Origin of the sequence: Streptomyces atratus, assembly GCF_014648655.1 — a bacterium.
In the GTDB taxonomy this organism is placed as follows: Bacteria; Actinomycetota; Actinomycetes; order Streptomycetales; family Streptomycetaceae; genus Streptomyces; species Streptomyces atratus.
The window spans coordinates 1-21034 of the sequence record NZ_BMRN01000030.1; the positions used below are offsets into that span (position 1 = coordinate 1).

Below are 21034 nucleotides of genomic sequence, written 5' to 3' on the forward strand. Positions count from 1 at the left end.
CGAACCCGGTCCCGAACCCGGTCCCGAACCCGGTCCCGAACCCGGTCCCGAACCCGGTCCCGAACCCGGTCCCGAACCCGGTCCCGAACCCGGTCCCGAACCCGAACCTGAACCCGGTCCAGAACCCCCAGGACATCAACGGGCTGACGGAGCAGCCTGCGGGGCAGACTGAGCAGCCTGCGGCGACCGAAGAGCCTGCGGGGCAGACTGAGCAGCCTGCGGCGACCGAAGAGCCTGCGGCGACCGAAGAGCCTGCGGCGACCGAAGAGCCTGCGGCGACGGCTGAAGAGCCTGCGGTGACCGAGGAGCCTGCGGCGACGGCTGAAGAGCCTGCGGTGACCGAGGAGCCTGCGGCGACGGCTGAAGAGCCTGCGGTGACCGAAGAGCCCGCAGCAGAGGCACCGGCTGACACCGGTGAGGCGTGAGCGGGAGTCCTGAAAGCTTCTCGCCGGGTAGTCGGAACTCCGACTACCCGGCGACGAGCGTCCGTCGAGCTCGGGCTTCATGGAGGCGCGAACCGTGGATGACGAAGAGGCTGATCACGGCCTGTCTCTTCGCCCGGCTCGGCAGCAACGGCACTGGAGCCTTCGGCCCGGGCAAGGTCAACGAACTCGTGCTGAAGATCGGCCAGCAGTTGGTCAAGAAGGGAGCTGAGACGTTGTTCGGTGCGCTGGCGGCCGTGGAGCCGTCCAATTGCGTGGCGTCGTCCATCAGTGGCAGCCGCACCCATCGGGCAGTTGACTGCCCCGAGCGCCCCGGTAGGCGTTTGCGGCTGCACGTTTGTCCATTGAGGCTGCACTCTCGTGCGTAAAAGTAGGCCACATCTTGGATAGGAGAAACGATGTGCCAGGAGGTCGCGTGATCCACCAGTTGCTGCCGCTGCCGCTGCCGCTGCCGCTGCCCGGTCTCGACGAGATCCAGCGACTCGTCACCCCGGCGCAGGTTCGACGGGCAGGCGATCCAGGACCGCTTCGAAGCATTTAACGGCTCGCGCGGAAGTTACCATTAGCTCTGTGTCCGACCCCCGGCTTGCACTCGACCTCGCCCTCACCATCCGCCACGACGGGCGGGGAGGTGTCGCCGACGACCTCGACACCCTGGACGGGCTGACCCACTGGGTGCACGAGCGGCGCGGTCTGTTCGGCGACGCGTCGGGTGGCGAAAGCTGGACGGCCGACGAACAGGGCCTCGAAGCCGTACGGTCGCTGCGCGCCGCCGTTCGGGCGCTCTTCGCGTACGCCGTCCGCCCCGGCGAGCCGAGCAGTGCCGACGCCGGACGGCTGCTGCCCTTCGAAGAGGCGCTCGGCCGGCTCAACGCCGCCGCTGCCGCAGTCCCGACCGTGCCACGCCTCGACTGGGCGCAGGACCGTGATCCTGTCGCCCATGACCACTCGGCCGACGGAACGGCGGAAGGGAATGCCCTGCCCGCCGCCCTTGCCCGCGCGGCCATCGGTTTCCTCGCCGGACCGGACCGCACGGCCCTGCGTGCCTGCCACGCCCCACGCTGCGTGCGCTACTTCATCAAGGAGCATCACCGCCAGGAGTGGTGTAAGCCGTCCTGCGGAAACCGTGCCCGGGTCGCACGTCACCACGAGCGCCACCGCACCACGTAGCGTGGTGACCGTGACAGGTGAGCGCGATCTTCGAACCCTGCTGAGCGGCTTGCGGCCGGAGCTGAACCCGGGACGCCATGTCTTCGCCACCGCGCCCGACGGTGTGATGCCCGAAGGTGTCAATCCGGTCGTCACGGTCACCGAGCCCGAAGGGCTCACCCTGGTACTGCCGGAGACGGAAGCCGTATCCGCCGGGCTGCGATACGACTACGTGGCGGGCTGGATCACCCTGCGTGTCCACTCCGCGCTGGACGCGGTGGGGCTCACCGCCGCAGTGTCCCTGGCGCTCACCGATGCCGGGCTGAGCTGCAATGTGGTGGCCGGCTTCCATCACGACCACGTGTTCGTTCCCTACGACCGGGCCGCTCAGGCCGTCGACGTGCTGAAGGCACTGGCCGCGGAATCCGGCTAGGGGCAGGGCCGGGGTGCGGTTGGGGCACGGGCCGCAGTACCGCCGGAGTGCTGCCATCGGACCTGCCGGAGCCCGAGCCGCGGACCCGGCTTTGCCCCGGCCGGCGCAGACCCGGCTCCGCAACGTGAGCCCGGACACGTAACATGTCTGCATGTCCTTCCTCCGCCGCCGTAGCGCCGCCACACCCGCGGGCCCCGACTTCGACGTCCTGGCCATGGACCCGGGGGACTGGCCCGGAAACCTCGGCGCCGGTCTGCTGCCCGCGCCCGACGGGAGCTGTCAGGGCGTCTTTTTGCGCTACGACCTGTTCGGCGGCCGCGGCCCCGCGATGATCATCGGCAATCTCCCGGAGGGCTCGCCCGCCCGCGAGACCGAGGAGGGCCAGGTCCCGTTCGAGGTCGCCCAGCTGCTGCTCGCGCTCGAGAACGACGAGCCGGTCGAGGTCACCGGTACCGAGGACATGCCTGTGATGCAGGGCGACAACCTGCTGATCGTCCGCCGCGTCAAGCTCTCCGAGAGCCGGATCTCCTGCGTCCAGTTCGACCGCAGCGACGGCGTGCTTGTCACCATCGCCAGCTGGGACCGGCCGATCACCGACGATCTGTACACCCTGCTGAAGCCTCTGCCCGCCGAGCTGTTCCAGCAGGGCTGACACCGCTCCTTTGCCGGCCGCCCGTACACATCGGGTGGCTGTGGGCGCATGCCTGACCCATCTGTCCAAGTGTTGGCGGCCTCTGTCCAAGGGGCCGCTTTGTCATGTGCCTTGTCGCGGCAGTCATCGGACCTCTACCGTCGGCCGCATGACATCCGGGATGACTCGACGCACCACAGTGAAGACAGTGATAGGCGCAACCAGCGTTCTGGCGCTGGGAATCCCTGCCCTTTCCGGCACGGCGTCGGCCGCCAGTACCTCCGATGAATCAAAGGAGCCGAAAGGCTCCGCGTACTCGAAGAAATCGGCGGAACCGACGCTCCGGTACGACACCCCGGCCGCGAGCTGGGAGCGTGAGTCGCTGCCCATCGGTGGCGGTGCTCTCGGCGCGAGCGTGTACGGAACTCTGGCCTCCGAGCGGCTCACCTTCAACGAGAAGACGCTGTGGACCGGCGGCCCCGGTTCCGCCGAGGGCTACGACTTCGGCAACTGGACCGCGCCCAGGCCCGGCGCCCTTTCCGGCGTACAGCAAAGCCTCGACACTCAGGGCGCTCTCGGACCGGACGACGTCGCCGCCGAGCTCGGCCAGGCGCGCCACGGCTACGGCGCCTACCAGGTCTTCGGCGACCTGCGGCTGGACCTGCCGAACGCCCCGGCCGCCCCCGACGCCTCCTACCGACGCACCCTCGATCTGCGAAACGCCCTCGCCTCTGTCACGTACACCCACCAAAACACCTTCCACACACGGGAGTTCTTCGTCTCCTACCCGGGCAAGGTCATTGCGGGGCGCCTTGCCGCCGACCGTCCGGGACAGGTGTCCTTCACCCTGCGCTACACCTCACCCCGCAGTGACTACACCGCCACCGCCGACAGGGACCGGCTCACCGTACGCGGCGCGCTGAAGGACAACGGCCTGTGTTTCGAGGCCCAGATCCGCATCCGGACCAGCGGTGGCACCGTCACCGCCGGCGCGGACGGCACCCTCACCGTCACCGGAGCCGACAGGGCCTGGTTCGTCCTCGCCGCAGCCACCGACTATGCCGACCGCTACCCCTCCTACCGCGGCGACGACCCGCACAGGGCGGTCACCGCCGCCGTGGACTCCGCCGCCCGGACCTCGTACGAGAAGGTCCGCGACACCCACGTACGCGACCACCGCGCCCTCTTCGACCGGGTCGCCCTCGACATCGGCCAGCAACTGCCCGACCTGCCGACCGATCAACTGCTCGCCCGGTACACGGACGGTACGAGCCCCGCCGACCGGGCCCTGGAGGCGCTGTTCTTCCAGTACGGCCGCTACCTGCTGATCGCCTCCTCACGGGCCGGCTCGCTGCCCGCCAACCTCCAGGGCGTCTGGAACAACTCCACCACCCCGCCGTGGTCCGCCGACTACCACAGCAACATCAATCTGCAGATGAACTACTGGCTCGCGGAGGTCACCAACCTCGCCGAGACCACCGCACCGTACGACCGCTACATCGAAGCGATGCGCGCCCCCGGCCGTAAGACGGCCAAGGAGATGTTCGGGACCGTGGGCTGGGTCGTGCACAACGAGACCAACCCGTACGGCTTCACCGGCGTTCACGACTGGTCCACCGCCTTCTGGTTCCCGGAGGCCGCCGCCTGGCTCACCCAGCAGATGTACGAGCACTACCGGTTCAGCGGTTCCACCGACTATCTGCGCTCCACCGCCTACCCGGCCATGAAGGAGGCCGCCGAATTCTGGCTGGCCAATCTGCGCACCGACCCGCGCGACGGACTGCTCGTCGTCACCCCCAGCTACTCTCCCGAGCACGGCGACTTCACTGCCGGCGCCGCGATGTCCCAGCAGATCGTCCACGACCTCCTCACCAACACCCTGGAGGCCGCCCGCACCCTCGGCGACGCACCTGCCTTCCGCAGCCGCCTGGAGACTGCCCTCGACCGGCTCGACCCCGGGCTGCGGATCGGCTCCTGGGGCCAGCTCCAGGAGTGGAAGACCGACCGCGACGACCCGGCCGACGACCACCGCCATGTCTCGCACCTCTTCGCCCTGCACCCCGGGCGGCAGATCGAACCCGGCAGCAAGTGGGCCGAAGCGGCCAAGGTCTCCCTCGGCGCACGCGGCGACGGCGGCACCGGATGGTCCAAGGCATGGAAGATCAACTTCTGGGCGCGGCTGCGCGACGGCGACCACGCCCACAAGATGCTCGCCGAACAGCTGAAGAGCTCCACCCTGCCCAACCTCTGGGACACCCACCCCCCGTTCCAGATCGACGGCAACTTCGGCGCCACCTCCGGCATCGCCGAGATGCTGCTGCAGAGCCAGCACGACGCCGTCGAGATTCTTCCCGCCCTCCCGGCGAGCTGGGCGAACGGGTCGGTGCGCGGGCTGCGCGCCCGGGGCGGCTTCACCGTCGACATCGAATGGGCCGCGGGGCAGGCTCGCCGTGTGCTGATCACGGCGAGCCGCAACCGCGAAGTGACCGTCCGCAGCTCGCTGTTCGCGAGCGGCGAGAAGGTCTTCAAGGCGCGTGCGGGCGGGTGCTACACGCTGATGGCCGAGGGCTGAGCGAACAGCGCGGTCACCCGCGCCGCCGAGACACCGAGCCCCGTGGGACCGCTGAGGTGCCACGGGGCGCCGGTGCCCCGCCGCAGATCCTGCTCGCGGTAGCGCCGACAGCCCCGGTGCCAGATCAGGATGCCCGCGATCCAGTGCTTGAGCTCCTGCACGTACCCGGCCAGGATCTCCCTCGCCTCCGCGTCCAGCTCGAAGTCGTCGTACAGCACCGGGAGTTCCTCCTCGACGACGTGCAGGAACTGCCGCAGCCGCGATTTCATCAGGTCGTGCACGATCGCCACCCCGGTCGGATAGTCCACCCCGAAGAAGTTCTGCACCACCAGGACGCCGTTGTGCACCTCACCCTCGTACTCGATCTCCTTCTGGTACGAGAACAGGTCGTTGAGCAGACACGCGTAGTCCGACGCCGCGTTCTCCAGCGAGCGCAGCGGGCCGCTGTGGTAGATATCCGCCGGCACCTTCCTGCCGTGCCCCAGCCGGCACAGACTCATCGTGAGATCCGAGCCGAAGGTCTTCCGTCGCATCTCGATGTAGTCCACCGGGTCCGGAATGCGGTTCTGCACCTGGTTCGCCAGTTCCCACACCCAGCTCGCGGTCATGTCCTCGACCGCCGTCCGGAAGGCGCGGCGCCCGCTCGCGTCCATCGGGGCCGAGGTCTTCGCCCAGAGATCGGCGAGCCCCCGCTCCAGAGCGTTGACCGGCTCGGGCGTCCCGGACCCGTCCAGGGGCATGAACAGTGACAGACGCTCATTGGCGAGCCTGGCACCCGCCAGGTCATGAGCCCGCCCGTGCACCACCGGGAACCAGTCGTCGCCGTACGTCCCCCATGTCAGCCACTGGGAGGACAGATCCAGCTCCTCCGGCGTCGCATCCGGGTGCAGACCCGCCGCACACAGCGGCAGATCGATCGCGACGAGCCGCTCCTCGTCCCAGATGTGTGAACCCGGCACCCCCGGTTGTGCCTCCAGAATCCCCATACGGGTCGCCCAGTCGACGATGCGGACCCGAGCCCCGTCCAGGTGCGGGCTGAGCGTCGTACCGAACGGCAACTCGAAATCGGGCAGCAGGGACGGGCCGACATGCTGGTACGGCACATGGGAGTGGCTGCGCAGCCGGGCCGTCTCCGAGCGGGGGGTGAAACGGATCGACGCCGCGGCCATACCGAAGCCGAGCGCTTCCTCACGGGCACCGCCGTCGTTCATGTAGCGGCTGGAGCGCATGTGCCACTCATGACCGCCCGACTGCCAGTCCTGCAGCCCCTTGACGTACGCCAGAACCGCCGTTGTGTCCGTCGGGTCCAGCCCCTTCTCCACGCAGAGCGGACCGAGTTCGGTGAGCACCGTGTTCTCGAACTGCTGCAGGCGCGACGTCAGCAGATCGTTCACCGCATCGGCGGCCTCCTGCGTGGAACAGCCGAGGAAGTGCTCAAGGACCAGCACGCCATTGCTGTTCTCACCCTCCTCCTCGACCTCCCGCTGGTACGAGAAGAGGTCATTGCGCAGATGTACGCCGTCGGAGAAGGCGTCCCGCAGCACCTGCAGCGCACGCTCGTCGGCCACCGAATCGGGGACCTCCGCGCCTGCCGCGTACTCCACAAGACCCGCCGACCAAGGGGCACCGCCCACCTTGCGGCGCATCTCGATGTACTCGACGGGGTTCGCGATACGCCCCTCGTTGATGTTGGCGAGCTCCCACAGCGACTCATTGAGCAGGTTCGTCGTCGACTCGGCGAACCGGACCCGCCAGGCGTCGGACATGACCGGCACCGTCCGCGCCCACAGATCTGCCAGCCCCGCCTCGACCGGATTCGTCGGCTCCGGCATCTCGGCGCCACGGTCCATCGGCATGAACGCCGGCAACCTGTCCAGATACCGCTTGCCGCCCTCACGGTCGGGGGTGCGCTTGAACAGCTCCAGGAAATGGTCGTCGAAGAAGAAAACCCACACGTACCAGTCGGTGACCAGCGAGAGGGCCTCGGACGAGCAGTCGGGGTGGGTGTACGCACACAGCAGCGCGTAGTCGTGGGAGTCGAGGTCCTTCTCCTCCCAGATACCCGAACCCTCCAGCATCCCTATGCTGCGCGCCCACTTCTTGGTGTGCTGTCGTGCCTCCTCGACATGGGCGTTGAGCCGCGCCGGATACGGAACGTAGAAGTCCGGCAGGGTGAAGGGCTGAGCCATGTGCGTCCGGCCTTTCCGATGTCTCCGTGCGTACGTCGCACGGACCGGTCGTGTCCGCGCGAGCACTACCCTTCGGCCGTTCGGGGTACGCACATCCGGGATTAGTCACACAAAAAGTGCGCTCGTTCGTGGTGTGCGGGAGCGTAGGCCGCCGGTCGGCCGGCCGCTCCGTAAAACCCAGGTAACGAGGCGTCGTCAGCAACCGGTCGATTCTTTCCGACCGCAGGTCAGACACCCTGTCAGTGGTCTGGTCCACTGGCTCGACCTGCTACCACCACTGAACCCTTGACGCGCTATCACCTCAGGTCAGAGAGTGTGCGCGCAACGGAACAGTGAGATCGGATCACGCACGGCTCCATCACGTACGGCTCCAAGAAGGGTTGTCATGACGTCCAAGCAGAGGACCGGACTCGCACTCGCGTTGACCACGGTCGGCGCACTGAGCATGGCGCTGCTCAGTCCCGCGGCGCAGGCCGGTGCGGACGGGGTGCGGCCGGAATGCCCGCGCGGCCTCGAATGCGACTGGGTACCGGCGGCCTACCAGCAGACGGGTGACCCGGCCGACAAGGAGACGTACGGGAACTACGACACCTCGGACCGGCCGCACACCAACAAGATCAGATTCATTGTTCTGCATGACACCGAGGAAGACTTCGACACCACCCTGAAGATCTTCCAGAACCCGCTGAAGCAGACCTCCGCCCACTACGTGGTGCGCTCGGGCGACGGTCATGTCACCCAGATGGTCAAAGGCAAGGACGTCGCCTGGCAGGCGGGCAACTGGTACGTCAACAGCCACTCCATCGGCATCGAGCAGGAGGGCGTCGCCGTCGAGGGTGCCAAGTGGTACACCCCCGAGATGTACCGCTCGACCGCCAAGCTGGTGCGCTACCTCGCCGCCAAGTACGACATCCCGCTCGACCGCCAGCACATCATCGGCCACGACGGTGTGCCGCCCACCAGTGCCTCCGGTACCAAGAACATGCACTGGGACCCGGGTACGTACTGGGACTGGAACCGCTTCATGGCGCTGCTCGGCAAGCCCACCGTGCCGAGCGCCCCCAAGAGCAGTGAACTCATCACCGTGAACCCGGACTTCAAGAGGAACAAGCAAGCCTTCCGCGACTGCGAAAAGGGCGTCGACCTGCCGGTCCAGGCCTCCAGCGCCGTCCCGCTCCATACCGCGCCGTCCGCCGACGCACCGCTCTTCTCCGACCCCGGCCTGCACACCGACGGCTCGCCCGGCACGAACTGCGCCGCCGACTGGGGCAGCAAGATCAGCGCCACCCAGCAGGCCGTCGTCGCGGACCACGCCCCCGGCTGGACGGCGATCTGGTGGTACGGCCAGAAGGCCTGGTTCCGGACCCCGGCCCACACCCGGACCACCACGCCCACCTCGGGCTACGTGGTCAAGCCGAAGGCGGGCCGTACGGAGGTGCGGGTGTACGGGGTGGCGTACCCGGAGAAGTCCGATTACCCCGCGGACTTCGCGGACCAGCGGGTGGGCTCGCCGCTGCAGTACACCATCAAGGCCGGTCAGTCCTATCCCGGCGGCGGTGAGGCACCCACGGGCTTCTTCTACGCCCCGACGATCGACGCCTCGTACCCGCTGGACCACTCGTACTTCCGCGGCAAGGAGAAGTACGTGACGGTGCAGATCGGCCACCGGGTCGCCTTTGTGAAGGCATCCGACGTGGACATCGTGCGGACGCGCTGAGACCGCAGGGGGCGTCGTCGCAGCAGCACCAGAGATTGCGTGCATCCGAACAACGAAGAGGAGGCCTTCATGTACAAGCTGACCAGGATCGCCGCCACCGCGGCCATGGGCGTTGCCATGGCGCTCGCACTCACCGGCGCCGGCGCCGCAGTCACCGTCGCGACTGCCTCGGCCGCTGCCGCCTCCGAGGCCGGGGCGCAGGGCTGGGAGTTTGCCGGCTCGTACGGGACCCAGCAGGAGTGCGTCGCGGCCGGGGATGCGGGCGTCAGCGACGGGAGCTGGGCGGAGTACCGGTGCGCGCTGTTCGAGGCCCGGTGGGACCTGATGATTCCGGCGTGACCGCGTGACCGCGTGACCGCGTGACTCGTGCCCCTCCGTGCACGGTATCCGTACACGGAGGGGCACTTGAGGCCGTTCGGTCACGGACCCGGCTGCCCCGGCCTCTGTCAGCCCGCGACCTGGCGGTTCACCTGTGCGGGAGACAGCGCATGCTCGATGGCGAGGATGCCCGCCCCCACCGCGGCCGCATTCTCACCGGTGCGGCTCGGCTCGATCCGCAGCAATTGCGTGGCCAGCGGATGCGAGCGCCGATAGACCGCCTCGCGTACCCCCGCGAGCAACTGGTCGTGTACGGCCGCCAGCGCGCCCCCCATCACCACCGTGTCCGGGTTGAAGAAGTTCACCAGACCGGCGAGTACCTCGCCGACCGCCCTCCCCGCCTCGCGCACCATCCTCACGGCGTCCCGGTTCCCGGACTGCACCAGCCGCACGACATCGCTGCCCGATGTCGCGTCCAGTCCTAGACCGACCAGTTTCGCCGCCAGTGACGCGCCGCCCGCGACGGCCTCCAGGCAGCCCGAATTGCCGCACCGACACGGATCGTCGAGGTCCGCGACCCGGATATGTCCGATGTCGCCGGCGCAGCCCTGTGCACCCCGGTGCAGTTGGCCGTCGGCGACGATCCCGCAGCCGATCCCCGTGCCGACCTTGATGTACAACAGATAGCGGCAGTCCGGGAACGCGCGGCGCTGCTCTGCCAGCGCCATCACGTTCACATCGTTGTCGACGAGCGCCCGCACACCGAACCGGGCGGCGAAGAACTCCGGGATCGGGTACTGGTGCCAGCCCGGCATGATCGGCGGATCGACGGGACGGCCGGTGGAGAACTCCACCGGGCCCGGTACCCCGACACCGATGGACCGCAGCGTTTCGGGCTTCCGGTGCGCCTCGTCGAGCAGGGTGCGCACGGTCCGCTCCACGTGCCGCAGTACGGAGTCCGGCCCGTCACCGATCGATATCGGTTCCTCCTGCACGGCCAGGGTGGCGCCGCCGATGTCCATCAGCGCCACCCTGCAGTGCGAGGCTCCCAGATCCACCCCGGCCACCGCGTGTTCACGGGTGCGCAGCGCCAGTCGGCGGGGCGGGCGGCCGCCGGTGGAACCGCCGTCGGCGTCCTCGTCCACGAGACCGTGCGCGATCAGCGCGTCCACCCGCTGGGATACCGTCGAACGGGCCATGCCGGTGATCCGGGCGATATCGGCACGGGTCGCCACCGCCCCTGAACTGATCAGCGCGAGCACCTCGCCCGGCGAGTGCGAGGCGGCAGCGGATGTGCGATCCGACGGCGAAGACATGACAGTCACCCTAAGGACGACTTTCGCTGCTCACAAGGCATTCTCTGTTCGACTGTCGGCACAAGTCTGCGCCAAGTCGATTGAAATCAAAGGTGTTTGAGCCCTTGACAGTCCTAAAGCGTGTCACGACTCTGCTCTGCAGACCGCTGAGCGAGGAGCCATTCGATGCTGACGATGCACGGTGTGTCCAAGAGCTTCCTTGGGGTGTGTGTGCTCCAAGGGGTGGGGCTCGACCTCGAAGCCGGAGAAGTACATGCCCTGGTGGGGGAGAACGGCGCAGGAAAGTCGACACTGATGAAGATCCTCGCGGGCGAGCACTTACCTGACGAGGGGACCCTCACCATCGACGGAACCGCGTACTCCTTCAGCCATCCGGCGCAGGCCCAAGCCGCCGGGATCGGCATCATCCACCAGGAGTTTGCGCTGCTCCCGCACCGCACCGTCGCCGAGAACGTCTTCCTCGGCCGTGAACCGACCCGGTACGGACTCGTCGACCGGCGTGCCATGGAGCGGCGTACCGCCGAACTCCTCGCCGAGATGGACGAGACCGGTATCACCCCGCGGACCCCCGTCCACGAACTGTCCGTCGCACGCCGGCAGACCGTCGAGATTGTCAAGGCCCTCGCCTCCGACGTCCGGATCCTGGTGATGGACGAACCCACCGCCGCCCTCGCCGATCACGAGGCCGAACAACTCGCCTCCCTGGTACGTCGACTGGCCGCCCGTGGGCTCGGCATCCTGTATGTCTCGCACCGGCTCCGCGAGGTCTTCGATCTCTCGCAGCGCATCACGGTCCTCAAGGACGGCCGCCACATCGCCACGCTCAACACCCGCGACACCGACGCCGACACGGTCGTACGCGCCATGGTCGGGCGGGAACTCGGCGCCTACTACCCACCCCGCGCCCGCCCGGGCGAGGCGGGCGCGGAGAGGCTCACCGTCATCAGCGGCGGCAACGCCCGGATCTCCGGCATCGATCTGACCCTGCGGGCCGGTGAGGTCGTCGGCGTCGCCGGTCTCCAGGGCTCCGGTCGCACCTCCCTCGCCCGTGCCCTCTTCGGCGTCGCCCCCTTCACCACGGGCACCATGACCGTCGACGGAAAACCACTGCGCCCGTCCCGCCCCCGGGACGCCGTCCGGGCCGGAATCGCCCTGGTCACCGAGGACCGCAAGGCCGAGGGCCTCGCCCTGCGCCAGTCCGTGACCGACAACGCGCTGCTCGTGACCCGGGCCGTGCCCGCCCGCGGCAGACCGCCCGCGGGCCGCGAGGTGACCGCGCTGCTGGAACGCGTACGCCTGCGGGCCCATGGTGAGGACCAGCAGGTCCAGTATCTGTCCGGCGGCAATCAGCAGAAGGTCGTCATCGCCAAATGGCTCGCTGCCCGTCCCCGAGTGCTCCTCTTCGACGAACCGACCCGCGGCGTCGACGTCGGCGCCAAGGCAGCCATCCACACCCTCGTACGGGAACTGGCACGCGAGGGCCTCGCCGTACTGATCATCTCCTCCGAACTGCCCGAGCTGATCGGCATGAGTGACCGCATCCTCGTCATGTCGGAAGGCCGCCTCGCCGGTGAACTTCCTGCCGGGGCCTCGGAAGAGTCCGTCATGCGCGTCGCCACCGGTGGCAACCGTGCGCGGGAGGGAGCTGCATGACCGCACTCCGGCCCGACCTGAAGGCCCGCTCCCGCACCGGCCCGGGACGGACAGCCGAGCTGCGCCTCACCGGCCCCGTAGCCGGGGTCTGGCTTGCTGCCCTCGCTGTCACCGGTCTCGGCTGGATCGTCGTCGCCGCCCGCGGCGGGGACTTCCTCACCGTCACCAACGTGGTGACGATCCTGCAGAACTGCGTCGCCCTCGGTCTCGTCGCCGTCGGCCAGTCCGCCGTCATTCTCACCGGATCACTCGACCTGTCCGTCGCCTACCTCATCAGTCTGGGCACCCTTGTCGCCGCGGAAACGATGGAGAGCGGCAGCGTCCCCGTGGCGATCCTTGCCGTCCTCGCCCTCTGCGCCGCCGTCGGCCTGGCCAATGGACTGATCGTCACCGGCCTCAAGGTCAACGCGTTCATAGCCACCCTCGGCACCGCCTTCATACTGCGCGGCTGGATCGAGGACAATTACACCGGCCCAGCGGGCAGGGTCCCCGCTTCCTTCCAGCACCTCGGCTACGACCGAATCGGACCGGTCCCCGTCTCCCTCTTCCTGCTTCTCGCGGTCGCGGCAATCCTCTGGCTCGTCACCCGCCGCAGCCGGCTCGGCCACCACATGTACGCAACCGGCGGTGACGAGCACGCGGCCCGGCTCTCCGGGGTCCGCACCCGACGCACCGTCATCACGGCCCATGTCCTGTGCTCACTCTGTGTCGGCGCCGCGGCGCTCTTCCTCGCAGCCCGGCTCGGCGCCGGAGCTCCCTGGGCCGGCACGGAGGCCCGCTACGACCTGGAGTCCATAGCCGCCGTCGTTCTCGGCGGTACCGCGCTCGCCGGGGGCCGCGGGGGAGTGTCGGGCACCCTCGGCGGAGTCCTTGTCCTCGCCGTGCTCGACAGCGTCTTCAACCAGCTCGCCGTCGATCCGTTCTTCAAGAACGTCGTCCGTGGCGTCGTCATCATCGCGGCGGTCGCCCTGTACGCACGGGGCCGCCGCACCGAGCAGGAGAGGACCGCATGACCAGTGCACAGGCACCCGCCGGCCGCCGCGTCCTGAGTGCCCTCACCACCGGCACACCCGTCTACATCCTGCTCGCCGCTCTCCTCGCCGCGCTGGCCCTCACCGACCCCGGCTTCTACGAACCCGACCGCTTCCTCTCCTTCATCAAGCGCGCCGCACCTCTCGTCATCCTCGCCGCAGGTCAGTATCTGGTCATCGTGTGCGGAGAGTTCGACCTGTCCGTCGGAGCGATCGTCACTGCCGGGGTGGTGGTCGCCGCCGAACTGTACGGCTCGTTCCCGGGTGCACCCTGGCTGCTCGTCACTGTGATCCTGTTGCTGGCCGGAGCCCTTGCCGGTCTCGTCAGCGGACTGATCACCACCCTGCTGCGCGTGCCGTCGTTCATCACCACGCTCGGCATGATGCTGATCCTCGAAGGTGCCGTCTTCTTCTGGACCGGCGGTTCGCCGCACGGCGCGCTGCCCGCGGCATTTCGCCGGCTCGGGCGCGGCACCGCGTTCGGCTGGCTGCCCTGGGCCGTCCTTGTGTGCGTGGTTGCGGGTCTCCTCGCCGTACGCCTGATGCGTTCCGACTTCGGCCGCACGCTTCTCGCCACCGGCGACAGCGAACGCGCCGCGAGCCTGGCCGGAGTCCGGGTCGCGCGCGCCCGCACCATCGCCTTCATCCTCTCCGGCGCCGCGGCCGCACTCGCCGCCGTGCTCGTCGGTGGCTTCTCAGGAGTCTCGGCGCAGGCCGGCCGTGGCTACGAGTTCGAGGCGATCACCGCCGTCGTCCTGGGCGGCGTGGTGCTCGGCGGCGGGCGCGGCTCCGTTGTCGCGGCGATGGCCGGAGCCTTTTCGCTCCAGGCGCTGTTCACCCTGCTCAATCTCCAGGGCGTCTCAGGCGCCCTGGAATCGACCGTGCAAGGCGTCATTGTCATCGCAGCCGTCGCCCTAGGTGCAGCCGACTGGTCCCGGCTGCGCCGCCGCGGCACCGAGCCCTCGGGAGCGAAATCCTCATGAGCACGCGAAAGATCCGACACGCCTTCGTGCCCCTCGCCGCTCTGCTCGGCGCGGCCCTGCTCGCCGGCTGTACGAGCGACGCCCCGCCCGACGCGCCTGCCGGAGCAGCGAGCGCCGCCGCGGGCGCCCCGGGTACCGGCCGGCAGTCGAAGTTCTTCGACCGGGCCGAATACGACCGCCAGCTCGCCCTCGCCAAGGAGTCCCCGCAGGGCCCCGCAGGCAAGCCGTGGGAGCAGATGCTCCGACCGCAGCTCGTCGACACCACGCAGTACAAGAAGAAGGGCTCCGGCGGAATCCATCTCTGTCTGTCCAACGCCGGAGTCTTCAACCCCTGGCGCCAGGTCGGCCTGAAGAACATGCAGGCCGAGGCCGGACTCCACAAGGAGATCACCGACTTCACCGTGCTCGACGCGCAGGGCAAGGACGACAAGCAGATTTCCGACATCCAGGAGCTCGCCGGTCAGGGCTGTGACGTCCTGATCGTCTCTCCGAACACCACGGCCACCCTCACCCCTGCCGTCGAGCAAGCCTGCGGAAAGGTGCCTGTGATCGTCTTCGACCGGGGCGTCGAGACGGACTGCGCCGTCACCTTCATCAACCCGATCGGCGGTTACGGCTACGGGGCGGTCGCCGCCGACTTCCTCGTCGAGAAGGTGAAGCCCAAGGGGAAGATTCTCGCCCTGCGGATCTCCCCCGGCGTCGATGTGCTGGAGACCCGCTGGTCCGCGGCGAAGGTTGCGCTCGACAAGAGCGGACTCGACGTCGTGGACGTGAAGTTCACCGACGGCGACCCGGCCAAGACCAAGGCGATCGTCACCGACGCGATCACCCGCAACGGCGACATCGACGGCGTCTGGATGGACTCCGGCGCGACCTCCGTCGCCGCTGTCGAAGCCTTTGAGGACGCCGGCAAGGACGTGCCGCCGATCACCGGCGAGGACCAGCAGGATTTCCTCCAGGTATGGAAGGAGGAGAAGCTCACCGCGATCGCCCCGTCGTACCCCACTTTCCAGTGGCGTACGCCCGTCATCGCCGCGCTGAAGATCCTCAAGGGGGAGCAGGTCCCGAAGGAGTGGAAGCTTCCGCAGCCCACCGTCACCCAGGACACCCTCGACCAGTACCTCAAGCCAGGCATGCCGCCACTGCACTACGCGATGTGCGGCTGCGAGAACCTCCCCGGCTTCCCGGAGAAGTGGGGAGGCAAGAAGTGAGTGCCGTCGCGTTCTCACTCGGCGCGAATCCGTGGATCTGGCACTCGCCGGTGACATACGAAGCGCTCGGTGAGGCTCTGCCGCGCCTGTCCGCGTGGGGCTTCGACTGCGTCGAGATCCCGCTGGAGAACGAACGGGACTGGGCACCCGCATCAGTCGGCAAACTCCTCGACGCGTCCGGTCTCGCAGTCGCCGCCGTGATCGCTGTCATGCCGCCCGACCGCAACCTCGTCCGCACCGATCCGCAGACCGTCCGGGTCACCCAGGACTACTTGCGTCGCTGTATCGACGCAGCCCAGGCTGTGAACGCCCCCACCGTCGCGGGGCCCATGTACACGGCGGTCGGCCGCACCTGGCGAATGGACCGCGCCGAACGCACCGCGGCGTACGAGGAGTTACGGGAGAACCTCGCCCCGGTCGTCGATCACGCACGCGCCGCCGGTGTGCGCATCGCCGTGGAGCCCCTCAACCGGTACGAGACAAGCCTGCTCAACACCGTCGACCAGACCCTCGCGGCACTGACCGGGCTACCCGAGGACACCATCGGCCTCGCGCTCGACGTGTACCACCAGAACATCGAGGAACGCTCCCTGCCCGACGCCGTACGCCGTGCTGCCGGCCGCATCGTCCATGTCCAGGTGTGCGCCAACGACCGGGGCGCCCCCGGCGCTGACTCCCTCGACTGGCCCGGCTTCCTGGCCGCACTGACCACGAGCGGCTACCGCGGTCCGCTCTGCATCGAGTCGTTCACCGCGCACAACGACGCCATAGCGGTCGCCGCTTCCGTCTGGCGGCCGCTCGCCGACACCCAGGACACCATCGCGACCGACGGCCTGGCGTTTCTGCGCCGCGCCCTCGAAGCCACCCCCTGACCCCCGCTCGTCCACGACCCGCAGAGAGGACCCGCTCGTGAGCCGTCAACGATGGGAATGTCATGCTCGCGACATACGACATACGTTCATCGCGTTAGTGAGCGCACTGCTCCTCGCGCTCACCGCGCTGCCAGCGACCGCAGCCACCACCGGTGAGGCCCCCGCCTTCCGTGCCCTGCTCTTCACCCGCGCCGTCGGCTATGTGCACGCCTCCATTCCCGCCGGCATCCAGATGTTCAAGGAAGAGGCGGTCGCCAACAACTTCGAACTCGTCGAGACCGCCGACCCCGCTGTCTTCGACGACGCGATGCTCAAGGACTTCGACGTCATCGTCATGCTGCAGAACTCCGGCATGGTCTGGGACACCGACGCCCAGCGCGAAGCGATGCAGACGTACGTACGCAACGGCGGCGGCGTCGTCGCCATCCACAACACCCTCGACATGGGAATCGAGGACTCCTTCCCCTGGTGGGACGAGGCCATCAATGGCGGCGTCCACATGCCCGCCCACTCACCCGGAGTCCTTCAGGGCACCGCCAAGGTCGCCGACCGCGTCCACCCTTCCACCGCAGGACTCCCGGAACGCTGGGAGCGCCCCGAGGAGTGGTACAACTTCGACAAGAACCCCCGCGGCGACGTCCACGTCCTGGTGACCGCCGACGAAACCACGTACAACCCCGGCGGATCCGCCATGGGTGCCGACCACCCCATCTCCTGGTGCCGCAACACCGAGGGCGGCAGGGTCTGGGCAACCGCCATGGGCCACGACACGGCCTCGTACAGCGAAGCCGCCTTCCGCACCCATGTCATCGGCGGCGTCAAGTGGGCCGCCGGCAACAAGCCCGGCGATTGCGGCGGCACCGTCTGGAGCGGCTACGAGAAGGTCACTCTCGACGACAACACCGCCGACCCGATGGAGCTCGATGTCGCCAAGGACGGCCGCGTCTTCTACATCCAGCGCAGCGGCGAGGTGAACATCTACGACCCGGCGACCCACGCCACCACCACCGCCGGGAAACTGGATGTCTACACCGGTGGCGAGGACGGCCTGGTCGGCATGGAACTCGACCCGGACTTCAAGAAGAACCACTGGATCTACCTCTACTACGCCCCCGCGGGCGCCACCGAGGACGTCAACCGGCTCTCCCGCTTCACGGTCAAGGGCAACACTCTCGAACCCACCAGCGAGAAGAAGCTCATCGACGTCCCCGCCTACCGCGACCGCACTTTCCCGGAGCCCGGACACACCGGAGGCGCCGTCGAGTTCGGCCCCGACCGCACGCTCTACCTCGGCGTCGGCGACGACACTCCGCCCAACCTCGACCCGAACTGGCAGGGTTACGCCCCGCTCGACTGGCGCGAGGGCAAGCAGATGCTGGACGCCGCCCGCACCGCGGGCAATACCAACGACCTGCGCGGCAAGATCCTGCGCATCAAGCCGAAGAACTCCGGCGGCTACACCATTCCCAAGGGCAACCTCTACGCCCCGGGAACGGCCAAGACCCGCCCCGAAATCTACGCGATGGGCTTCCGCAATCCGTTCCGCTTCACCGTCGACCCCAGGACCGGCTATGTCCACGCCTCCGACTACGGCCCCGACCGAGGACTGCCCACCACCGACCGTGGGCCCGAAGGCCTCGTCGAGTACAACGTCATCAAGAAGGCCGGCAACTTCGGCTGGCCGTTCTGCCACGGCAACAACCAGGCCTATGCCCCCTACAACCCGGACACCAAGGAAGTCGGCCCCAAGTTCGACTGCGCCAACCCGGTCAACCCCTCGCCCAACAACACCGGTCTGACCGAACTTCCGCCGATCCAGCAGCCGGAGATCTGGTACGGCTACGGAGCATCGAAGGAGTTCCCCGAGGTCGGCAGCGGCGGCTCGGCCCCGATGAGCGGGCCCGTCTACCACTACGACAGCAAGAACCCGTCCACGACGAAGTTCCCCGCCTACTTCGAGGGCGCGAGCTTCTTCTACGAGTGGTCGCGCAACTACGTCAAGGAAGTCCGCTTCGACCAGGACCAGAAGCTCCTGAAGATCAATGACTTCCTCTCCTCACAGAAATTCAACAAGCCGATGGATATGACGTTCGGCCCCGACGGATCGCTGTACGTCCTCGAATGGGGCAGCTCCTTCGGCGGCGGCAACAACGACTCCGGGCTCTACCGGATCGACTACGCCCAGGGGAAACGCATCCCGGTCGCCAAGGCCACCGCCTCCGCCACCGACGGCCCCGTCCCGCTGAAGGTCGACTTCTCCAGCAAGGGCAGCAACGACCCCGACGGTGACGCACTCAGCTACGCCTGGGACTTCGACGGAGACGGCACGTACGACTCCACCGAAGCCGACCCCAGCCACACCTACACGGCCAAGGGCGACGTCGTCGCCCAGCTCAAGGTCACCGACTCCACCGGCAAGTCCGGCTACGCCAACATCCCCATCACCGCCGGGAACACCACCCCCAAGGTGACCATCGACTTCCCGGTCAGCGGCAAACTCATCTCGTTCGGCGACAAGATCCCGTACAAGGTCACGGTCACCGATCCCGAGGACGGCCCGGTCGACTGCTCCAAGGTCACCGTCAACCCGGCACTGGGACACGACGACCACGAGCACCCCACCACCGACATCCCCGGCTGTGAAGGCACCGTGGACACCGGAGACCTGGGCGGCCACCCCGAAGGCGCGGACCTCACCTACGTACTCAACGCCAAGTACACAGACAAGGGCGGCGACGGTGTCTCCGCCCTCACCGGCTACGGTCGCGCCGTCCTCCAGCCGAAGCACAAGCAGGCGGAGTACTACGACGCCCAGTCCGGCACTCGGATCGTCGCCCAGGAAGGCGCCGAGAACGGCAAACGGATCGGAGACGTCTCCAACGGCGACTGGGTCGCCTTCGATCCGATGAGCGTCGAAGGCATCGGCACGGTCAGTTACCGGCTTTCCTCACCGTACGGGGTCGGCGCGATCGAACTGCGCGCGGACGCCCCCGGCGGTCCTCTGCTCGCCACCACCCCGGTCCCCAACACAGGTGGCTGGGACAACTATCAGGCAACCCCGACCGTGCCGGTCCAGGAACTGAAGGGCACTCACAAGCTGTATCTCGTCTTCACGTCCCCGCAGGACAATTCGTTCGACGTGGACGCAGTCGACTTCAAGAGTCCCTGACCGACTGCCCACCGGCCGCAAGGAACAACACAACAGCGCGCTGCGGGCCCGGTGTGTCGGCACCGGACCCGCAGCGCGCGTCCCCCCGGGGCAGGGTCAGCGAGTGCCGACCGCGGCTCGCACGGCCCGGCGGGCCATGGCACAGTCGTCGTGCAGCCGGCGCAGCAGCAGCCGCTGCTCCTCGCTCGACGAGAGCACACCCGGCCGGTCCTGACCGGCTGCCGCGGGCGCCGGCTCCCGCATGGCCCGCTGGACAGCCGTCTCGTACGTACGGATCTCCCGAGTCAGCACCAGCATCAGGTTCACCAGGAACGCATCGCGCGCCGCAGGCCCCGCGGCCTGCGCCAGCTGGCTGATCTGACGCCGCGCGACCGGTGCGTTGCCCAGGACCGCCCAGAGCGTCGCCAGGTCGTAGCCCGGCAGATACCAGCCCGCGTGTTCCCAGTCCACCAGCACCGGACCCGTGGGCGACAGCAGGATGTTGGAGAGCAGCGCGTCGCCGTGACAGAACTGCCCCATGCTCTGACGGCCGCCCGCAAGCGCCAGACCGTGCAGCAGCTTCTGCAGATCGCCCAGATCACGGTCGGTGAACAGCCCCAGCTCGTGATAGCGGGCGATTCGCGAGGCGTAGTTCAGCGGCGCGTCGAAAAGCCCCGGAGACGGTCGCCAGGCATTGACCCGGTTGATCGCGCCGAGTGCGGCCCGCACATCCGCACGCGGTGGCGCCTCCGACGGGTGCCGGGTCAGCGCAGCCACCCGGCCGGGCATCCGCTCGATCACCAGAGTGCAGTTCTCCGGGTCGGCCGCGATGAGCCGAGGCACCCGCACCGGCGGACGGTGCCGGACGAACGCACGATATGCAGCTATTTCGTGACGGAACCGCTCCGACCATGCGGGGGAGTGGTCCAGTAAACACTTGGCGACCGCGGTGGTGCGACCGGTGGAGCCGACCAGGAGCACCGAACGGCCGCTGCGGCGCAGCACCTGGACCGGATTGAACTCCGGGCAGATCCGGTGCACCGAGGCGATCACCATCCTCAGCTGAGCGCCCTGCGGGCCGGACAGGTCCAGCCGCCCACTGAGCGGCGGGCCGCCCAGCCCCGCCGACCGCCGCGGCCGAACTGTGCCGGGTGCCGGCGGCGCGGCATGCGGTGCGAGGTACGGCCCGCCGCCCGCCCCCAGGGGACGAAGAGGCCGGGGCGGGGCGGTCACGGAGGACGATGCTGTGTACATGGGGGAGACAGATCCCTTCGCGCGCCGACAAGTTGCGTGCACCGCCCCGGCCGGCGGCCGTTCGGCACCCTGGGGAGTACCTAGGGCTGCCGGGCGGGGTGGCGCTTTCCTACC

Annotated in this window: 18 protein-coding genes; 15 read left to right on the forward strand and 3 right to left on the reverse strand. The window is 68.4% G+C overall.

The genetic code is table 11. The features are described from left to right. From IEZ15_RS45270 to IEZ15_RS31565, 7 genes are all read left to right on the forward strand, one after another. The coding region (locus IEZ15_RS45270; protein WP_229846218.1) for a hypothetical protein at window positions 1–425 on the forward strand (425 nt) is incomplete at its 5' end. Between the two features lie 98 nt (window positions 426–523). Beyond that, window positions 524–811, forward strand: coding sequence for a hypothetical protein (locus IEZ15_RS31545; protein ID WP_189280410.1), 288 nt, complete (start codon window positions 524–526; stop codon window positions 809–811). Window positions 812–858: 47 nt separating this feature from the next. Beyond that, on the forward strand, window positions 859–984 hold the full coding sequence (locus IEZ15_RS46510; RefSeq protein WP_268250450.1) for a hypothetical protein: 126 nt from the start codon (window positions 859–861) through the stop codon (window positions 982–984). A gap of 29 nt (window positions 985–1013) precedes the next feature. Then, window positions 1014–1613, forward strand: a complete 600-nt coding sequence (locus tag IEZ15_RS31550) for a CGNR zinc finger domain-containing protein (protein WP_189280411.1) — start codon at window positions 1014–1016, stop codon at window positions 1611–1613. Between the two features lie 10 nt (window positions 1614–1623). Further along, window positions 1624–2025 carry an ACT domain-containing protein gene (locus IEZ15_RS31555; RefSeq protein ID WP_189280412.1) on the forward strand — a complete coding sequence of 134 codons (402 nt, stop codon included), beginning with the start codon at window positions 1624–1626 and terminating at the stop codon, window positions 2023–2025. Between the two features lie 151 nt (window positions 2026–2176). Beyond that, on the forward strand, window positions 2177–2677 hold the full coding sequence (locus tag IEZ15_RS31560) for a hypothetical protein (RefSeq protein ID WP_018550733.1): 501 nt from the start codon (window positions 2177–2179) through the stop codon (window positions 2675–2677). A gap of 178 nt (window positions 2678–2855) precedes the next feature. Beyond that, window positions 2856–5228 carry a glycoside hydrolase family 95 protein gene (locus IEZ15_RS31565; protein WP_373302659.1) on the forward strand — a complete coding sequence of 791 codons (2373 nt, stop codon included), beginning with the start codon at window positions 2856–2858 and terminating at the stop codon, window positions 5226–5228. On the opposite strand, the gene IEZ15_RS31570 is transcribed toward IEZ15_RS31565, so the two are convergent. Continuing rightward, the gene (locus IEZ15_RS31570) at window positions 5204–7417 is read right to left on the reverse strand and encodes a terpene synthase family protein (RefSeq protein ID WP_189280413.1); all 2214 of its coding nucleotides are present in this window, start codon (window positions 7415–7417) and stop codon (window positions 5204–5206) included. The two genes, IEZ15_RS31565 and IEZ15_RS31570, sit on opposite strands and share 25 nt — an antisense overlap. A 385-nt stretch (window positions 7418–7802) precedes the next feature. Between IEZ15_RS31570 and IEZ15_RS31575 the strand changes: the two genes are divergently transcribed. Both IEZ15_RS31575 and IEZ15_RS31580 read left to right on the forward strand, forming a co-directional pair. Next, window positions 7803–9134, forward strand: a complete 1332-nt coding sequence (locus IEZ15_RS31575) for an N-acetylmuramoyl-L-alanine amidase (protein WP_189280414.1) — start codon at window positions 7803–7805, stop codon at window positions 9132–9134. A 69-nt stretch (window positions 9135–9203) separates the two neighbouring features. Continuing rightward, window positions 9204–9473: a hypothetical protein gene (locus IEZ15_RS31580; protein WP_189280415.1), complete on the forward strand. Its 270-nt coding sequence runs from the start codon at window positions 9204–9206 to the stop codon at window positions 9471–9473. 107 nt (window positions 9474–9580) lie between these two features. On the opposite strand, the gene IEZ15_RS31585 is transcribed toward IEZ15_RS31580, so the two are convergent. Further along, window positions 9581–10768 (reverse strand): ROK family transcriptional regulator, encoded by a 1188-nt coding sequence (locus tag IEZ15_RS31585; protein WP_189280416.1) that lies wholly within the window; start codon window positions 10766–10768, stop codon window positions 9581–9583. A 165-nt stretch (window positions 10769–10933) separates the two neighbouring features. Here IEZ15_RS31585 and IEZ15_RS31590 point away from each other — a divergent pair, with 165 nt between their 5' ends. The 6 genes from IEZ15_RS31590 (at window position 10934) to IEZ15_RS31615 (ending at window position 19687) form a co-directional block, all read left to right on the forward strand. Further along, window positions 10934–12421: a sugar ABC transporter ATP-binding protein gene (locus IEZ15_RS31590; RefSeq protein WP_189280417.1), complete on the forward strand. Its 1488-nt coding sequence runs from the start codon at window positions 10934–10936 to the stop codon at window positions 12419–12421. Beyond that, a complete protein-coding gene (locus IEZ15_RS31595) occupies window positions 12418–13434 on the forward strand; it encodes an ABC transporter permease (protein ID WP_189280418.1) in 1017 nt (338 codons plus the stop codon). The genes IEZ15_RS31590 and IEZ15_RS31595 overlap by 4 nt, the downstream gene beginning before the upstream one ends. After that, entirely contained in the window at window positions 13431–14435 is a 1005-nt protein-coding gene (locus IEZ15_RS31600) for an ABC transporter permease (RefSeq protein ID WP_189280419.1), read from the forward strand. Before IEZ15_RS31595 ends, IEZ15_RS31600 begins: the two co-directional genes overlap by 4 nt. Then, the gene (locus tag IEZ15_RS31605) at window positions 14432–15646 is read left to right on the forward strand and encodes an ABC transporter substrate-binding protein (RefSeq protein ID WP_189280420.1); all 1215 of its coding nucleotides are present in this window, start codon (window positions 14432–14434) and stop codon (window positions 15644–15646) included. The genes IEZ15_RS31600 and IEZ15_RS31605 overlap by 4 nt, the downstream gene beginning before the upstream one ends. Next, window positions 15643–16518, forward strand: coding sequence for a sugar phosphate isomerase/epimerase family protein (locus tag IEZ15_RS31610; RefSeq protein ID WP_189280421.1), 876 nt, complete (start codon window positions 15643–15645; stop codon window positions 16516–16518). Before IEZ15_RS31605 ends, IEZ15_RS31610 begins: the two co-directional genes overlap by 4 nt. 97 nt (window positions 16519–16615) lie before the next feature. Continuing rightward, window positions 16616–19687 carry a ThuA domain-containing protein gene (locus IEZ15_RS31615; RefSeq protein WP_229846220.1) on the forward strand — a complete coding sequence of 1024 codons (3072 nt, stop codon included), beginning with the start codon at window positions 16616–16618 and terminating at the stop codon, window positions 19685–19687. 96 nt (window positions 19688–19783) lie between these two features. Here the strand turns inward: IEZ15_RS31615 and IEZ15_RS31620 are convergent, their stop codons facing one another. Further along, window positions 19784–20920: an aminoglycoside phosphotransferase family protein gene (locus tag IEZ15_RS31620; RefSeq protein WP_189280423.1), complete on the reverse strand. Its 1137-nt coding sequence runs from the start codon at window positions 20918–20920 to the stop codon at window positions 19784–19786. Between the last annotated feature and the right edge of the window lie 114 nt (window positions 20921–21034).